The organism is Nitrococcus sp. (genome assembly GCF_059432795.1).
The window spans coordinates 1-14,832 of record NZ_JBXWZQ010000210.1; the positions used below are offsets into that span (position 1 = coordinate 1).

Here is a 14,832-nt window from a genome sequence, read left to right on the forward strand (position 1 = left end):
TCCATAGCCAGAGTGACCACAAGAGGGCTGACTAATACCGTGCTACATACCAGCGCATCCAAGCTAGGCTGCCATATCGCAGACAAAGAATTGCCGGACGCACGGATGATTCCGAGCAGTAACAGTAGGTATCCTAACGCACTACCCAACGCAAACAACTCCACTGCCCATACAAGATCGGCTAGCCAAGCGCCAACCCCCAAGGCCACCACCCGCGCCACCAGTAAAACTCCCTGAAACATCGTGGCCTGTGACTGCTTCTCTAATACGGAGAACAGAGTACTTAACGGTGACGTGACGAAAACCAGATACAACCATGGCGCCATCCATTGAGCAAAATGCCCGGCTTGCCTCCACTCTGCTCCAAACACTAGCCCGAAAAGGTGTGGCCCACTCACGATAAGCAGCAGCGCGGGGGGCATGGCGATATGAGCTAACTTCTCGAGGATCTTTGCCACTAGCGGCACTAGAGTGCCACCGCGTTGTGCATCCGCTGCTTTGGAGAAAAACACATCTGCGATGGCGCGGCCGACCACCGTCATGGGCATGGCCAGAACGCGGTGCGCGATGACATACAGCCCTGCGGCAGTCGGGCTAAACAGGGCTGCAAAGAACAGCGGGGGGATTTGCGTCCCAGCCGCATTGAAAGCTCCTTCCCAGGTGGAGTAAATGGGAAAGCGTCGATACCGGTTAGCGGCCGCCAACACGCCCTTAAGGCGCACCCCTCGGAAATCCTCCCAGCGCTTGCGGACGGTCTGCGCAGCCAAAGTACCCGATCCCGCAGCCTGCCCAGCGACAAAGCCAAGCAGCAAGGCGAGGGGGCCGAGCGCTACGCCGCCCAGCTGGACGCCTACCATACCCAGCGCTTGGTGTAGCTTAGTGCGGGCAATGACGGAAAACGCTTTGGTGCGAATGGCCCAGTAATTGAGAACTTGGTAGGTGCCGAGCATCAACAACGCGATGGGTAATAACCACAGGTAATCGGCAAGCGCGGGTGTATTTAGGACTTGAGAGATAGGCTGATGGAAAAAGGCGACGATTAGCGTGGTGAGAGCGGTGGTTCCCAGCACCACCGCCAAGCAAAGCACCACCACGTGTGCGGCATGCTGATCGCTTACGGGCAAGGGTATGGCTAGCTGGTAGCGTAGGCTAGCTACCACCCCGAGGATCATCGCTAGCGCCGCGAAGACGCCCATTAGCCCGAAGGCTTCTGGGCTGTACAAGCGTGTGAGCAGTGGCGAGACGAGAATAACAATCGCCTGCCCGGCAGCCGTGCCACCGGCTAGCATGGAGATGCTGCGGGTCGAACGGTTCTTCGGCAGTACGCGCTCAATGCCTTCTGTACGAGCCACTGAATAGGATTCCCTCACGCAACCGTATCTGCAGCCACGCTCAATAGGGCTTCTATCAAAGGACTCTGCTCGTCTTCGCTCAGATACGGATGCATGGGCAGACTGACGACCTGCTTGCTGGCGCATTCGGTGTGCGGGAAATCAGCCGACGACAGTCTCAACGCCGTAAACGCGGGCTGCCGGTAGAGCGGGATTGGATAGTGCACCGCAGTGGGAATGCCCTTTTCCTTCAGCGCAGCCTGCACCGCATCGCGCTGATGCACTCGAACGGTGTATTGCGCATAGGCACTGGCGCAATCGGGACGGATGTAAGGCGGTTGCACAACGGCGGTGTTAATGAGACCTTTTCCCTCGCCGGGGCTCTTTGCGGCTTCTATGTGTTCGCGTCGCATACCGCCCGTAATCATATCCGTATAACGCTGACCAACGGCTTGTCGGCGCTCCAGTTCGTCCGCGAAGACCTCCAGCTTCGGGAGCAAAATCGCCGCCTGTAGGGCATCCATGCGGCTATTTACTCCCACGCGGATATGATGGTAGCGGCGGTCCTGGCCGTGGCGTGCGATCTGACGAATTACGGTGGCGAGTTCTTCATCATTGGTAAAAATGGCCCCGCCATCTCCGTAACCGCCTAAGGGCTTGCTGGGGAAGAAGCTGGTGCAACCGATGGTGGTTAGATTGCACGAGCGGCGGGCCTTGTAGGTGGCGCCGAAGCTTTGAGCGGCATCCTCGATCACCGGCAGTCCGTGCTTTTCGGCAACGGCGTTAATGGCATCATATTCGGCGCACTGGCCATAGAGAGAGACGGCCATGATGGCGCGGGTCCTGGAGGTGATGGCGGCCTCCAGCTTGGTCGGATCCAGGTTGTAGGTGCGCGGGTCTATATCTACATACACGGGTTTTGCGCCAAGCACGGCGATCACCTCCGCCGTGGCAATGAAGCTGAAGGCCGGGGTGATGACTTCGTCGCCGGGGCCAACGCCCAACGCCATTAGGGCGATTTGCAGGGCATCGGTGCCATTGCCGCAAGTGATGCAATAGGGGCTACCGGTAAACTCGATGAGCCGTTCTTCCAGCTCGCCAACCTCGGGGCCCAAGATGTATTTACCATGATGGAGTACGCGCTGGATATTGCGCTCCAGAGCTGGGCGCAGCCGGTCCTGCTGGGTCTTGAGATCGATGAAGTCGATGTTGGTTGTCTGCTCGGCCTCAGTGTCCTGGCTGACCAACCAGTCCAGGGTCTCTTGCGGCGTGGCCGAAGATACCGCACCCAGCGCATCGAAGTGGGCGTCCCGCGTGACGATGCGTGTCTCGCCGCCCACCAATACGGCACTGCTTGCCGCGATCTGGGCATCCTCATAGTCGTGTGCCTGACCGTACAACTCCGCCTGATCGTGGCCGTAGGTGGTGAGCACCCTAGCTCGGCGGAACAGGCTCGCCATGGCCCCTCTGACCGCCTGATCGGCATCGCCCGGCGGCATGCCTGCTTGCTTGAGGGCGCGTCGAGCCAGGTAGTCCAGCGTCGGGAGGCTGGCAGCGCTCACCCAAAGCCGAGCGTCCAAGGCGCAGGCTTGGTCCACTAGGGCTTCCACCGTTTCGGCACCAGGACGGCCCAGCCAGAGATCCAGAATGACGCTGATATCAAGTACGAGGTTCTTATTCGTCACGGTTCAAATGCTTCTTTTCCAGGTGCTGGTGCCAAGCGGCTTTGTCCTCCTGCGGCTCGACGGCTGGAATCCGGCCGCGGTAACCTTTCATGAGAGCGTTCAGTTCGGCGCCGATGCCAGTTGATCCGGTATCCGTCGTGGTATCGCGGGTGGCGGGGGCTTGCCCGGTTTGGGCCGCTGGCTCTACGTCGATGTCGGCCACCTCTACCATTACCGTTCGCCTCTTGAAGCGGAGTGGGCGCACGGGACGCAGCACGCCGTTTTCCCAGATCATTTCCACTTGCATGCTTTAAGTCTCCAGCATTTCGACGCGGCCCTCGCGGAGATGATAGCGCTCGCGCGTGGCCGGGCAGGCGGCCTCCCCTTCACCGCTGAGCGGGAGTTCCAGGCGCTCGCCGTGGCGGCTCATCCAGCCGATTTGCTTAGCCGGGACGCCCACCATTAGTGCGTAGGCCGGCACGTCTTTGGTAACGACGGCACCGGCACCGATGAACGCGTATTCCCGGATAGTGATGCCGCAGATGATGGTGCAGTTGGCACCGAGCGTTGCCCCCTGCTTGACCAACGTATCCCTGTATTCATCTTTGCGGGAAACTGCGGAGCGCGGATTGTAGACGTTAGTGAAGACCATGCTCGGGCCGCAGAAAACGTCGTCCTCCAGGGTGACGTTGTCGTAGACGGACACGTTGTTCTGGATCTTGACGTTGTCGCCGATGGCGACCTTGTTGCCAATATAGACGTTCTGCCCCAGGGAGCAGCGGCTGCCGATGGTCGCGCCGCTGCAAACGTGCACCCAGTGCCAGATGCGTGTGCCGGTGCCTATGCTGGCGCCTTCATCGATTATGGCGGTCGGATGTACCCGGGAATCCGTCATACCCAATCACTCAAATACATTTTTTGCCACAGAAGGACACGGAATGCACGGAAGGGCTCTTTTCATAAGACAAATCTTTTGATGACAACTTTAGGGTGCGAGAAATTCACTAGCAAATCCACCCTGACGCCGGTTGCTTTCAGATAGTTGAGTATTTGGGCTTCGTGCTCCGGCAGCATCTGCCTTACCGCCTTGAGCTCCAGGAGAACCCTACCTTCTACCGTAGATTCGCGCTGTATTGACCGACAACCATGCCCTTGTAGTAAACCGATACAGGAACCTGAGACTCGGCGGCAATACGTTGCCTGTGCATCTCATTGAGCAGCGCATTTTCGTAGACCTTCTCGAGAAAACCTCCCCCAAGATGGCACGCGACTTCATATACGCAGCCGCGGATCCGATAGGTCAGGTCCTCTTCCAGCAGACCATCCATAGTCGTTCTCCAAAATCCTTTGCCACGGAAATACACGGAATGCACGGAAGGAAACTTATATATCTATTTCCGTGTCTTCCGTGTGCGTCCTGGCTAATACTCCAGCGGGAGGGCGATCTGTCGGCCGTCCCGGGCGGAGAGATAGCTGGCAATGAGGACTTCCATGGATTTGAGACCTTCCCGTCCGTCGGTCTCCGGCTCGGCCTCGCCTTTAAGAGTCCGAATGACGTTGTCGTAATACAGCGGATGCCCGTAACCATAAACGGAAGTGGTCTCATAGTTCGCCTCCGCGACCTGCTCATCGTCCGGGTGAGGCTCGGCGAACTCCCAGTGCTGGATGTCGTTTACGGCAACCCCCCCTACTCGCACGGTGCCTTTCTCGCCAAGGATGGTGATGGAGCCTTCGAAGTTTTGGGGATGGGTAAGCATCGTGACGTTCATGGAACCCAGGGCACCACTGCGCCAGCGGATGTTCATAACCGCCGTATCTTCTACCTCGATGTTTCGCTCCAGCGTGGCCGTATAGGCCTGGATGCTTTCTACCGGACCGATGAGCCAGTCAATAAGATCCACATAGTGGCTGGCCTGGTTCATGAGCGCACCACCGTCGAATTCCCAGGTGCCACGCCAGCGCGCGCTGTCGTAATAAGACTGGGGGCGCGTCCAGAAGACATTGAGATTGACCATGTAGATACGGCCGAAACGCTTTTGCTCGACAGCGCGTTTGAGCAGCTGGAGAGTGGCGTTGCGACGGTTTTGCTTGACCACGAACAAATACCGGCCAGCCTCGTCGCAGGCGCGAACCATGCGCTTGGCATCCGCCCAGCGAGTAGCCATGGGTTTTTCGGTGATGACATGAAGGCCAGCCTCTGCGGCAACGACCGCCTGGTCCGAATGCAAACCGCTCGGAGTGCACAGGCAGACGGCGTCCACGTCCGCTTCCTCCAGCAGGTCTTGCATACTAGAATACCCTGGCGCGCCGGCTTTGCCCTGCGCTGCTTTCATGGCTTGCGGCTCGATGTCACAGACGGCCGCCAGCTCAGCCCGATCCGCGTGTTGTTGAATAGCTTCGATGTGCTTCTGGGCAATACGGCCACAGCCAATCAAACCGAAACGGATGCGTTGACCACGGATAGCGGTCAGCTTGGCTTTATGCATAATTATTTGGCTCCTTAATGACGCGCTTTTATTCGCATCCCTCGCCTTGCACAGGCATGTCACAGACTTTACGCTAAAATTACGCTGGAGAAGACTTATTTGCTACAATTTTACTCATTTACAAACAGAACAACGTCCGATTTCAATCGCGCGACATGAGACCAAGCTATCAATTGAGCCACACGAGCGACCGCTGACTATTCCGGCCTCAGAACAGCTATCTTTGACACATTATCGTCGAATGCGATTTTGATAAACCGCGATCTGCTGATTGGAGTCGCTGTGAGCTTCTCGGAAACTGGCACCGTCATAGCACTTTCCCAGTTCTTCAGGTCGTCAGAAAATGAAATCTCAAAAACTGCATCTTTCGCCGCATGCGCCGACGTAATTATCTGCGACGCTCCTCTAGCAGGCAAGATCACCCATCCCGCGCAATATACTTGCATGCTACTGCTTGCGTCGCCATCAAACGCACGATCATAATTATAGCCAGAGACAGAAGTCGACGAAGTGCGATGATAGTTACAATTATTTGTAATTGGCGCAACTTGCTTGTCCTGTCGGATTGGCATGAAAGCTTGCAAAGCAACATTGTCATTACCGTTGTCTGATTTGATATCAATTCGAAATGCATCTGCCAATACATCCGTTTTGAATTTTATCTTTCGACGAAGATCTGTATTACCTCTTACCCTTGAAATGGTATGCCATTCACCGTTCAATTGAGCTGAAATAGAGAAATCGTGCGGCGTGGCCTTGAAGCTGTTACCATGCACGATAACGGCCTTAAATACCTCCGGTTCGCCAACGTCTACCTCAAGCCAGGTGGGAAAATCTGAATGTGACCAATAATGGTTTCCGTAGAAAGCGGCGGCCTGCTCGGGACCATGTCCTTTGGGATCGGTTGATCCCTTGGCTGTATAACGGTCAGTGTTCATCTCATACGCCTGAAATCGGCTGGCCCACTTCAGAAAAAAGGGATCGCCCATCACCTTAAAAAGCCAAAGAAGCTGAGAGACGTGCAACAAATTGTACCCTCTTCTTCCCGCCGTCCGACGAACACCGGGAGGGGCAGCGAGCGAATAGTAGGAAACGAAACCAGCGTCGAATTCTGCTATGTCTCGCCGGACGGCATTCACACCCTGGTTAAAAACGTCCTGCCATTCTTTCTCTCCGGTAACTTTATAGAAATCCAATATTCCAGCGAGCGCTGTAATATGGCCGTTCAGAATCTTATAACTAGTGCCACCAGGATCGGGGGCCTCCTCGATCCACGTAACATTGCCCTCAATGGTGGAGACACCGCCGTCCGCCAGTGAAAGCTCGTAGACTTTCATCGCCTCCTCAGCCATCACTTGGTAGCTTTCTTCGCCGGTGATCGCGAAGGCGCGCTGAAGTACACCAGCGATTCTTGCTTGTCCGATTCCAGAAATCCAACCAGGCTTGAGCATGAATTTTGGAGACTCGAACGGATAGGTCCACACTGCCGCGCCATTTCTTCGCTCGGCTGAGCTGACAAGGTAGTTGGCTTGCAGGAGAAAGTTCTTCCGAAGGGTGGTATCCACGCATCCGGAGACCAGATAATCTCGGTAAAGTGCATTGGCATAATTCGTAATAAAATACGGATTCCTAAATTTTCCTAAGCCGTTGTAGCGATCGCCATAATCATAGACCAGAATACCCTCTGCATCGAGACTGAAGCCCCCAGAGCTGGAAAAATCCGCACTAGATGAAAACGGCGTTCGCGGTGCCGGACCAATATCTGGGCACCTAGCGAGTGCGTGTGATACGCATGCAAGGGAAACAATTGCAGCTAAACATTTTTTCATAAAGACGCCCATTAATGCAGTCAAATCATTATTATTAGAAGCGCTAGATTTTAGCAAACGGTGGATGTAAACTTTCTCTCATTCCCGCCATCCCAAGGCAGGGCAGCTCAAGGAGCCGGGCACGCTACCGCCTGGGGTGTCGCTCCCCGTGTGCCAAGGCGTTGAATTTTCGTGCGTCGACGAGACCTTTTAAGCCTCGACCAGCGCGCTCTCCGGCACTGTCAGGCGCTGGGCCTGGCGCATGACATCGAGCAGCACCGCCACGCGGTCTTCGCCGCGGCGGGCCTGGAACAACGCCTCATACCCGGCAAACGGGCCTTCGATGAGGCGCACCCGTTGGTTGGGGCGCAGCTGCCTCGCTGTGATCAGATCCAGGCAGCCGCTGCTTGCAGCCATTCGCGCGCAGCTCGTCGATGACCGGCTCCGGCACTTCGGTCGGCCGTCCGCCAAACGCCACGAGCCCCGCCACTCCACGCGTTGAGCGAATGCAGACCCAGCTCCCGGCGCCATCGTCCAGCTGCACGAAGAGATACCGTGGAAAGAGCGACTCGGTGACTGTGGTCATGCGCCCACCCCGGCGCAGCCGGACAAGCGGGCGGAAGACCTCGTAGCCCTGGTTGATCAGGTGCTGTTCGGCCCGCTGGTCCTCGCGCGGCTTGCAGTGCGCGGCATACCACCGCTGCATGGCTATTGCTCTCCCTGCTCATGCAATAGAGCCTCGCCAAGCTCGGCGCGCAGCGCCTCGATCTCTTGGAGCAGCGCCTGGCGCTCCTGCTCCTTACGCGGCAAAAAGCGCAGCGCGAGCGCGGCCTTCTCGGAGAGACCCTGCGGCGTGAGCGTATAGAGGTAGGCGCGCTTGTTGCGGCTGTTGCGAAAGTTCGCCGCCTTTACCAACCCCCGCCCTATCAGCGCCTGCACGCAATAATTCACCCGCCCGAGGCTGATGCCAAGCGCGGCGGTGAGCTCGCGCTGGGTCATGTCCGGTTTTTGCTGCAGATGCCGCAGCACCTGGAAGCGCAGATCGTCGGGGCGCATGGCTTGATCTTTCTGCGTCGGGTGTGGCCCCTTTCGGCGGCTCTGTCCGAGGCGCAAAGGGTGCCGTGCGTTCAATGGATGAACGGAGGTAATTTACACCACAACCCCGCTCTGAAGGCAAGGGGTTTGTGGTAAAAATGCGCGGGGTTGGCGGGCGGAACGCGGTGGTCCGGTGCATTGCTAGGCCGAGGTATTTGGACCGTTGTCGGTCACGGCTGCCATAGCGCGCGCGAAATTGCGGAAATCTTCCAGGCCCTCCCAGGTGATGGCATGGACGATGTCCCAATCGATGGATTGATATTGGTGAATCGCGATATTGCGGAAACCCACCGCAGCCTTCATCCGAAAGGACAAAGCCTTGCTGATTACTCCCAGCGTGGCGAGACCCTCGAATGCTTCTCCCATCGTCTGTGGTGCCCTCTGCTCGGACTCGGCGATCACATGCACGGCCATATCCACGCATAGCTGGACTGCGCGGGTCAAATTGACGGTGAGGATGTCCTGACGATCAATGTCCTTACCCAGTTCATCGGCTGACTTGGCTCGCTTCTCCTCTATGCGGCGGACACAACGGCGAAGGGCCTCGAGCTTCTCCTGCAAAATCAACCTATCCATGCGTCCCTGCGTTGGCGTAGCAGCCTTTCCCGGTAAGGAAGGAAATCGGCGCTGTCCGCGAGCATTCGTGACAGGAGGGAAGCGTAGACCGCCTTGTCTCGACATAGCAGCCGCCTTCCGCCAAGCAATACTGAGCGCTTGATCGGCACACCAGCCGATCGCAGGTCCACCAGATCCACGGGACGAGCGGTTGTTTGCGCGAGCAATTCGATCAGACGTGCCTTGCGCTCCTGGCTGATAGGCTCATCAGCCAGGACTGCGACATCAACGTCGCTATCTGCCCGCAACCGGCCCGACGCGAGGGAGCCGAAGACGATTGCGATTTGGATATCCGGCTGCTCGGCGAGCAATGCCGCCAGGCGAGCCAGAAGCGGAGCATTTGGTTCCGTAGCCATAAAATCATTGTTGCATAATTATTGGCACTATCGCGTTCATCGTAGCCATGTGGACGCGTAAGCTGACAAAAGCTCTAGGCTGCTGGTGCAGGTTACATGCAATCCAGCCGGCTACCGCCAGGGGTGTCGCTCCCCAAGCGCTAAGGGATAAATTTTCCTTGCTTCAACTGGCTTCCGGTTTGGCGCACGGGCTGGTAACCAAACTGCTGCAAAATCCGGATGATCTCGTCCCCGCTTAGGTCGCGCGGCAGCTTCATGCGGCGATGACTTCATCCCGCACAAAATGAAGACAAATGACCTTGGGCCCTTTTCCGGGGTCAAAATGACAGGCAACAGCATCTTTAACCATAGCCCTCAACTCTTCCGTTGAATCGGCTTCCGTAAAGATGGAATAGCCTAACGCCCTGGCCTCAAAGCCGCCTTCCTCCGATTCCTGAACAAGGAATACAATCTCGGTTTCCATGCCTTACTCCTCGAGGGCAATGGCGGGAGAGTCATTCGGTGGTTCTACCCAGATAATTCACAGGGCGCGCCAAACAGCCACCCAACGCAGGTATTGAGCCTGCCCCGGCTTTTCCGACGACTTGGCTGTTGGAGTCAAACCGCCACGGCCAAGACTTCATCCCGAACCCAACATGGTTCGTCCTGAATAGACTAACAATCGTAGCAGCCTCCTTTCCCGATAAGGGAAGAAATCGGCGCTGTCCACGAGTATACGTGACAGCAGCGAGGCGCGTAGGCGGTCTCGTCGCGACATAGCAGCCGTCTTCCGCCAAGCAACGCCGCGCGTGATCCGCACGCCGGCCGAACGCAAGTCCATCAGGTCCACGGGGCGAGCGCTTATTCGCGGACGCAAATTCGATCAGACGTGTCTTGCGCTCCTGAACGAAGAGCTCATCCGCCAGTATTGCGAGATCAATATCGCTGTCCGCCTTCGGCCGGTCCGACGCCAGGCGCCAAAGAATCAGCGCAGCACGTCATCGGGGCTTTGCGCCACAGGGAAGCGATCGCACCAGCTCAGCAGTGTCTCGGCGTCCGCGGTCTCGATGCGGCCGCGCTGAGCTTCGGCGAGAAAGCCGAACTTGCGCTCCAGCTCGCAGATCAGGACAGTCGCTACCCTCTGCCGCAGGCCTCGCTTTAAGCCGCGTTCCGTGAAGCGTTCTTCGGCAAATGAGCTCATGGCGTGCACCTCGTCAGGGTAGCGTGTCTCAAACACATGCCGTTCAGTATCATCCAGAGCGGTGCAAATGTCGATAAAATACAGGTACTTATCTTGGCGCTTCATGGTTCACAGGCTGCCCACGCTTGCTTGCCAGGAGGAGTGGCGCTGGTGGGTTTCAGCGCTCCTGTATCCGGCGCCATACGCTGCGCTATCGCCCTACGGCTGCTGCATTGAACGCAGCGCTCCGGCTCTCCGTTTTCACACCACATCTCAGGGTTTTACATCCCTGGCCGCAAGATTACGGCTGCCATGGATGACAGTGATGACCTGCACGCACTCTGACGTTGATCGGTAGATGATCCGGTAACCCTGGAAAATCAGCTCCCGCACATCGTCGGGTTCGGCTTCCGGGACAGAGCGCCCCATTTGCGGATGGTCCTGCAATGCCTCGACTGCCTCGAAGACGCGCTCCATAAAGCGCCGAGCGTAATACGGCGAGTCCTTTGCGATATAGTCGCAGATGTTCTCCAAGTCATCCAGCGCCGGCTCAGTCCATTCAATCCGCATCCCTGAGCAACCGCCGTTTCGCCTGCTCATGCGCGACGGTACGCCCGTCGCCGGCGGCTTTTAGGCCAGCTTCAATCTTCTGCTTGACGTAGAGCTCGTACATAATGTCGTCCCAGCTGGCTTGTTCTGGCAAGTGGTCGATGATCCGCCGGGCGGCGTCTTTAGCAGTCATATTCGCCACGTTTGCGTCCTCCACAGTTTATTTGGCGCTCGGAAACATAAAGCACATCCGCACATTGCTCTCGAAGCCTATGCACCAGCGGCGCCGGGATGTTTTCGTCAGCCAGCAAATACAAGAATGTTATCCGAATGCAACCTCTTCCCCGGCTAGGTAATCTGCAGCAAATGCCTCCGCGGCATAAATGTCTTCTATGCTAAGGCGCGGATGATCGTGAACGATTTGCTCTGAAGCCATGCCAGAGCTTAATTCACGCAGGATTTGCTCAACCGTGATACGCGTGCCGCGGACCACAGGCTTGCTGGCCATAACTTCCGGGTTCATCTCAATGCGATTGTGTGTGCGCATCGCCACCCCAAGCACCGGCTTTGCCAAACACCTAGTGCTTAAAAGCATATCATGGCCAAACTCAAGACTAGGGGTCTATACGAATAGCCCGATTCGGCGAAAAGCAAGTAGGCTGAAGGCGAAGCGAAGCATGGCGCTCCTGCTCCTTGCGCCGTAGAAAGCGCAGCGCAAACGCGGCCTTTTCGGAGAGGCCTTGCGGGGTCAGCTTGTAGAGATAGGCGCGCTTGTGGCGGCTGTTGCGAAAGGAAAATGGATTACGCACACCATCCCTGGCGTGTGCCCTATCGGGCCAGCTAAAGCTGTTCAAAATCGTTCCTGACGACTTTGTCCGGCCTGCGCCGGAATGACGCAATTGGGCGAGCCAGAGATTTCGAGCAGTTGCCCCTGCGAGGCTGATGCCAAGCGCAGCGGCCAGCTCGCGCTGGGTCATGTCCGGCTCTTGTTCCAAGTGGCGCAGCACCTAGCAGCCTGTCGGACTTGAGCAATCGAGGCCAGGATAAGGGATAATCGTCATGAGCTTCTCCGAGTGGACAAATATTGATGAGCAACTTTCGAGCGGTTGATCGAGGCACGGGCTTTCTGCTGCCGCCGTCGGTGGATGAATGGCTGCCGCAGCGCCATCTGGCCCGTTTTGTGGTGGAGGTGGTCGAGCAACTGGACGTCTCCGGCATGAGCCGCGCTTACCGCGGCTCGGGCTCGGCGGCCTACCACCCGGCGATGTTGCTGGGGCTTTTGATCTACGGCTACGCAACGGGGGTATTCTCCAGCCGCAAGATCGAGCGGGCGACGTATGACTAGGTGGCGTTTCGTTTCATTGCGGCCTATCAACACCCGGATCACGAGACGGTGGCGGAGTTTCGCAAGCGGTTTTTGCGCGAAATCGCGAGTCTGTTCGTCACGGCGCTGAAGCTGGCCGCTCAGATGGGAATGCTCAAGCTCGGCACTGTGGCGCTGGACGGCACCAAGGTGGCCGCCAATGCGAGCCGGCACAGCGCCCTTTCCTGGGGGCATGCGCAGCGGATCGAGGCGCAACTCAAGCAGGAGGTGGCCGAACTGCTGGCCTTCGCCGAGCAAGCCGATGCGGCGGATCTGCCCGATGAGCTGTCGATCCCGCAGGAGCTGGAGCGCCGGGAGGCGCGACTGGCGGCGATCGCCGCGGCCAAGGCGGAGATTGAGGCGCGCGCGGCCGAGCGCACGGCCTGCGAGCAGGCTGAGTACGAGGCGAAGGTGGCGGCGCGTGAGGAGAAGACTCGGCGCACGGGAAAAAAACCCGTGGGCAAGCCGCCGGCGCCGCCGGTGGCGGGTCCACGAGACAAGGACCAGGTGAATCTGACCGATGCCGACTCGCGCGTCATGAAGACGAGAAAAGGCTTCGATCAGTGTTACAACGCGCAAGTCGCGGTCGATACCGAGTCCATGCTGGTCGTTGGCGAGCTGTTGACCCAGGCAGGCAACGATAAACAACAAGTTGAGCCGATGCTCCAACGGTTGACCGCCTTGCCCGAGCCTTTGGGTCGGGTTGAGCAACTGCTGGCGGATAGCGGTTACTGTAGCGAACGCAACGTCGATCTCACCCTGCAAGCAGACATTGAACCGCTGATCGCATTGGGCCGCGAAGCGCATCATCGGCCGTGGCGGGAACGGTTCACTGATCCGCCGCCGCTGGGGTGTGAGGCCACTGCGCTGGAGGCCATGGCACAGCGCTTGAAGACGCAAGAAGGGCGGGCTTTGTATGCGCTGCGCAAGCAGACGGTGGAGCCGGTGTTCGGAATCATCAAATTGGTAATGAATTTCCGGCAGTTTTTGTTGCGTGGCCTGGAAAATGCCAAAGGTGAATGGAGCTTGGTGGCCATGAGCTGGAACATCAAGCGCATGTTTGCTTTGCAGCCGGCTTGACCGGCTCACACCCTCGTTCGCCCCCAATATTTTTGGCCCAATCAACATGCCTTTCGACACCATCCAGTTCAATGACGGCTTGGACCAGAAGCTCAGTCCGACAAGCTGCTAGAAGCGCAGATCCTCAGAGCGCATGGCTTGGTCTCCTGCTGTGGCTGTTGCCCATCGCGGCGGCTCCGTCAGCAGGCCCGCCAGGCGCCAAATACGTTCAACTAATGAACAAATTCAATTTACACTACAACCGCGGGCCAAAGGCAAGGAAGTGCGAGCAAGGTGCAATGGGATCAGGGCGGCGGACGGGTTGTCCGGCGCAATCTGCTCTATGATTGCTCCTTACGGTGCGCTACAAACCAGCCCATGTCGGAGCGCCCGAAGATCACGCCGTACGCTCTATGCTGCGTAGCGGCGAATCTCCAATTCCACCGCTTCATTAGTATCTTCGATAAGTTGGTCGAGCACCTGCATGACGGCATCAGAGGCCAAATACTCGCCGCATGAGGCGCATTGTTCGACAGGTAGGCCCTTGACGATCAGAATCCGGCGATCGTCCAGTTTGAACGGCAGGTCCGTCGCAACGCTCTCCATTGATCCACCGCACACATGGCACTTCATACGGTGCGCCTCCGCCTTTTACCTTCTGCCCCGCCACTGGAGCGTTATCTGCAGCGCCACACAGCCGCCGTGCGCGTCCGTTCGCGCGCGCAGCTCGCGAATAACCGCCTCCGGCGTCTCCGCCGGGCCTTTGCGGAATATTACAAGCCCCGCTACACCAAGGGTAAAGTGAATGGGGGCAGCGTTCTCGGCTAGGCCATCGAGGTGAACGAAGAGATACCGGGGGAAAGACCGTTTCGATGAGCGTGGCCATGCGCCCGGCGCCGGCGCACCTGAATAAACGGCGGAAGACCTCGTAGCGCTGGCGGCTCAGGTGCCGCTCGGCGCGCTCATCCTCGCGCAGCTTGCAATGGACAGCATACCAGCAGCGCATACGCGTGATGGAACCTACCCAATCCAGGGTCAGCCTCTAAGAGAGATTTCGTGCCGTTGTCCCTGTAATTCCACGATCAGGTTGCCTCGATCTTCGCCCAACTGCTCGTTGGCGTTCAACAGTTCAATTCCATATACCGTTCCATCTCCAGCGATATCAACGTTAATTGCGTCGCTGATTTTGAGGGTGGTGACCTCCGCGGTCTTCTCGTGCAGGGTTAAGCTCATTTCTGGTGTATGGGGGAAATAGAAGGGGTGGCGTATCCTGCTGACTGCTCACGACCAAGATCACAGTCAGCAGAGGATGGATACGCCATGACCGAGTCTACGCTGCACGCTCTT

Annotated in this window: 17 protein-coding genes and 3 pseudogenes; 1 reads left to right on the top strand and 19 read right to left on the bottom strand. The window is 57.7% G+C overall.

Annotation, left to right across the window (positions count from 1 at the left end):
- The 17 genes and pseudogenes from AC52Q4_RS14800 to AC52Q4_RS14880 all read right to left on the bottom strand — a co-directional run.
- The coding region (locus AC52Q4_RS14800) for a lipopolysaccharide biosynthesis protein (protein ID WP_495537568.1) at nucleotides 1–1,352 on the bottom strand (1,352 nt) is incomplete at its 3' end.
- 14 nt (nucleotides 1,353–1,366) lie between these two features.
- Nucleotides 1,367–3,016: an aminotransferase class I/II-fold pyridoxal phosphate-dependent enzyme gene (locus AC52Q4_RS14805; RefSeq protein ID WP_495537569.1), complete on the bottom strand. Its 1,650-nt coding sequence runs from the start codon at nucleotides 3,014–3,016 to the stop codon at nucleotides 1,367–1,369.
- Nucleotides 3,006–3,302, bottom strand: coding sequence for a hypothetical protein (locus AC52Q4_RS14810; RefSeq protein WP_495537570.1), 297 nt, complete (start codon nucleotides 3,300–3,302; stop codon nucleotides 3,006–3,008). The genes AC52Q4_RS14805 and AC52Q4_RS14810 overlap by 11 nt, the downstream gene beginning before the upstream one ends.
- 3 nt (nucleotides 3,303–3,305) lie before the next feature.
- A complete protein-coding gene (locus AC52Q4_RS14815; protein ID WP_495537571.1) occupies nucleotides 3,306–3,890 on the bottom strand; it encodes an acyltransferase in 585 nt (194 codons plus the stop codon).
- A 62-nt stretch (nucleotides 3,891–3,952) separates the two neighbouring features.
- Nucleotides 3,953–4,323: pseudogene (locus tag AC52Q4_RS14820) on the bottom strand (GxxExxY protein).
- 93 nt (nucleotides 4,324–4,416) lie between these two features.
- Nucleotides 4,417–5,481 (bottom strand): Gfo/Idh/MocA family protein, encoded by a 1,065-nt coding sequence (locus tag AC52Q4_RS14825; protein ID WP_495537572.1) that lies wholly within the window; start codon nucleotides 5,479–5,481, stop codon nucleotides 4,417–4,419.
- A 197-nt stretch (nucleotides 5,482–5,678) separates the two neighbouring features.
- The gene (locus AC52Q4_RS14830) at nucleotides 5,679–7,322 is read right to left on the bottom strand and encodes a D-glucuronyl C5-epimerase family protein (RefSeq protein WP_495537573.1); all 1,644 of its coding nucleotides are present in this window, start codon (nucleotides 7,320–7,322) and stop codon (nucleotides 5,679–5,681) included.
- A 177-nt stretch (nucleotides 7,323–7,499) separates the two neighbouring features.
- A pseudogene (gene rfaH, locus AC52Q4_RS14835) lies at nucleotides 7,500–7,995 on the bottom strand (transcription/translation regulatory transformer protein RfaH).
- A gap of 2 nt (nucleotides 7,996–7,997) precedes the next feature.
- Nucleotides 7,998–8,345, bottom strand: a complete 348-nt coding sequence (locus AC52Q4_RS14840) for a MarR family EPS-associated transcriptional regulator (RefSeq protein ID WP_495537574.1) — start codon at nucleotides 8,343–8,345, stop codon at nucleotides 7,998–8,000.
- 180 nt (nucleotides 8,346–8,525) lie between these two features.
- Nucleotides 8,526–8,945, bottom strand: coding sequence for a type VII toxin-antitoxin system HepT family RNase toxin (hepT, locus tag AC52Q4_RS14845; protein WP_495537575.1), 420 nt, complete (start codon nucleotides 8,943–8,945; stop codon nucleotides 8,526–8,528).
- A 2-nt stretch (nucleotides 8,946–8,947) separates the two neighbouring features.
- Entirely contained in the window at nucleotides 8,948–9,355 is a 408-nt protein-coding gene (gene mntA / locus AC52Q4_RS14850; RefSeq protein ID WP_495537576.1) for a type VII toxin-antitoxin system MntA family adenylyltransferase antitoxin, read from the bottom strand.
- Between the two features lie 253 nt (nucleotides 9,356–9,608).
- The gene (locus tag AC52Q4_RS14855) at nucleotides 9,609–9,818 is read right to left on the bottom strand and encodes a 2-oxoisovalerate dehydrogenase (protein ID WP_495537577.1); all 210 of its coding nucleotides are present in this window, start codon (nucleotides 9,816–9,818) and stop codon (nucleotides 9,609–9,611) included.
- Between the two features lie 501 nt (nucleotides 9,819–10,319).
- Entirely contained in the window at nucleotides 10,320–10,640 is a 321-nt protein-coding gene (locus tag AC52Q4_RS14860; RefSeq protein ID WP_495537578.1) for a DUF4351 domain-containing protein, read from the bottom strand.
- Between the two features lie 147 nt (nucleotides 10,641–10,787).
- Complete coding sequence (locus tag AC52Q4_RS14865) at nucleotides 10,788–11,084, bottom strand: type II toxin-antitoxin system RelE/ParE family toxin (protein ID WP_495537579.1); 297 nt, start codon at nucleotides 11,082–11,084, stop codon at nucleotides 10,788–10,790.
- Nucleotides 11,074–11,280 (bottom strand): hypothetical protein, encoded by a 207-nt coding sequence (locus AC52Q4_RS14870; protein ID WP_495537580.1) that lies wholly within the window; start codon nucleotides 11,278–11,280, stop codon nucleotides 11,074–11,076. The genes AC52Q4_RS14865 and AC52Q4_RS14870 overlap by 11 nt, the downstream gene beginning before the upstream one ends.
- A 105-nt stretch (nucleotides 11,281–11,385) precedes the next feature.
- Nucleotides 11,386–11,586: a DUF433 domain-containing protein gene (locus tag AC52Q4_RS14875; RefSeq protein ID WP_495537581.1), complete on the bottom strand. Its 201-nt coding sequence runs from the start codon at nucleotides 11,584–11,586 to the stop codon at nucleotides 11,386–11,388.
- A gap of 91 nt (nucleotides 11,587–11,677) precedes the next feature.
- Nucleotides 11,678–12,070 (bottom strand): winged helix-turn-helix transcriptional regulator, encoded by a 393-nt coding sequence (locus AC52Q4_RS14880; RefSeq protein WP_495537582.1) that lies wholly within the window; start codon nucleotides 12,068–12,070, stop codon nucleotides 11,678–11,680.
- 80 nt (nucleotides 12,071–12,150) lie between these two features.
- Between AC52Q4_RS14880 and AC52Q4_RS14885 the strand changes: the two are divergent.
- Nucleotides 12,151–13,506, top strand: a pseudogene (locus tag AC52Q4_RS14885) (IS1182 family transposase).
- Nucleotides 13,507–13,896: 390 nt separating this feature from the next.
- On the opposite strand, the gene AC52Q4_RS14890 reads toward AC52Q4_RS14885, so the two are convergent.
- Complete coding sequence (locus AC52Q4_RS14890; RefSeq protein WP_495537583.1) at nucleotides 13,897–14,118, bottom strand: YgiT-type zinc finger protein; 222 nt, start codon at nucleotides 14,116–14,118, stop codon at nucleotides 13,897–13,899.
- Nucleotides 14,119–14,520: 402 nt separating this feature from the next.
- Entirely contained in the window at nucleotides 14,521–14,718 is a 198-nt protein-coding gene (locus AC52Q4_RS14895) for a DUF2283 domain-containing protein (protein WP_495537584.1), read from the bottom strand.
- Nucleotides 14,719–14,832: the final 114 nt, after the last annotated feature.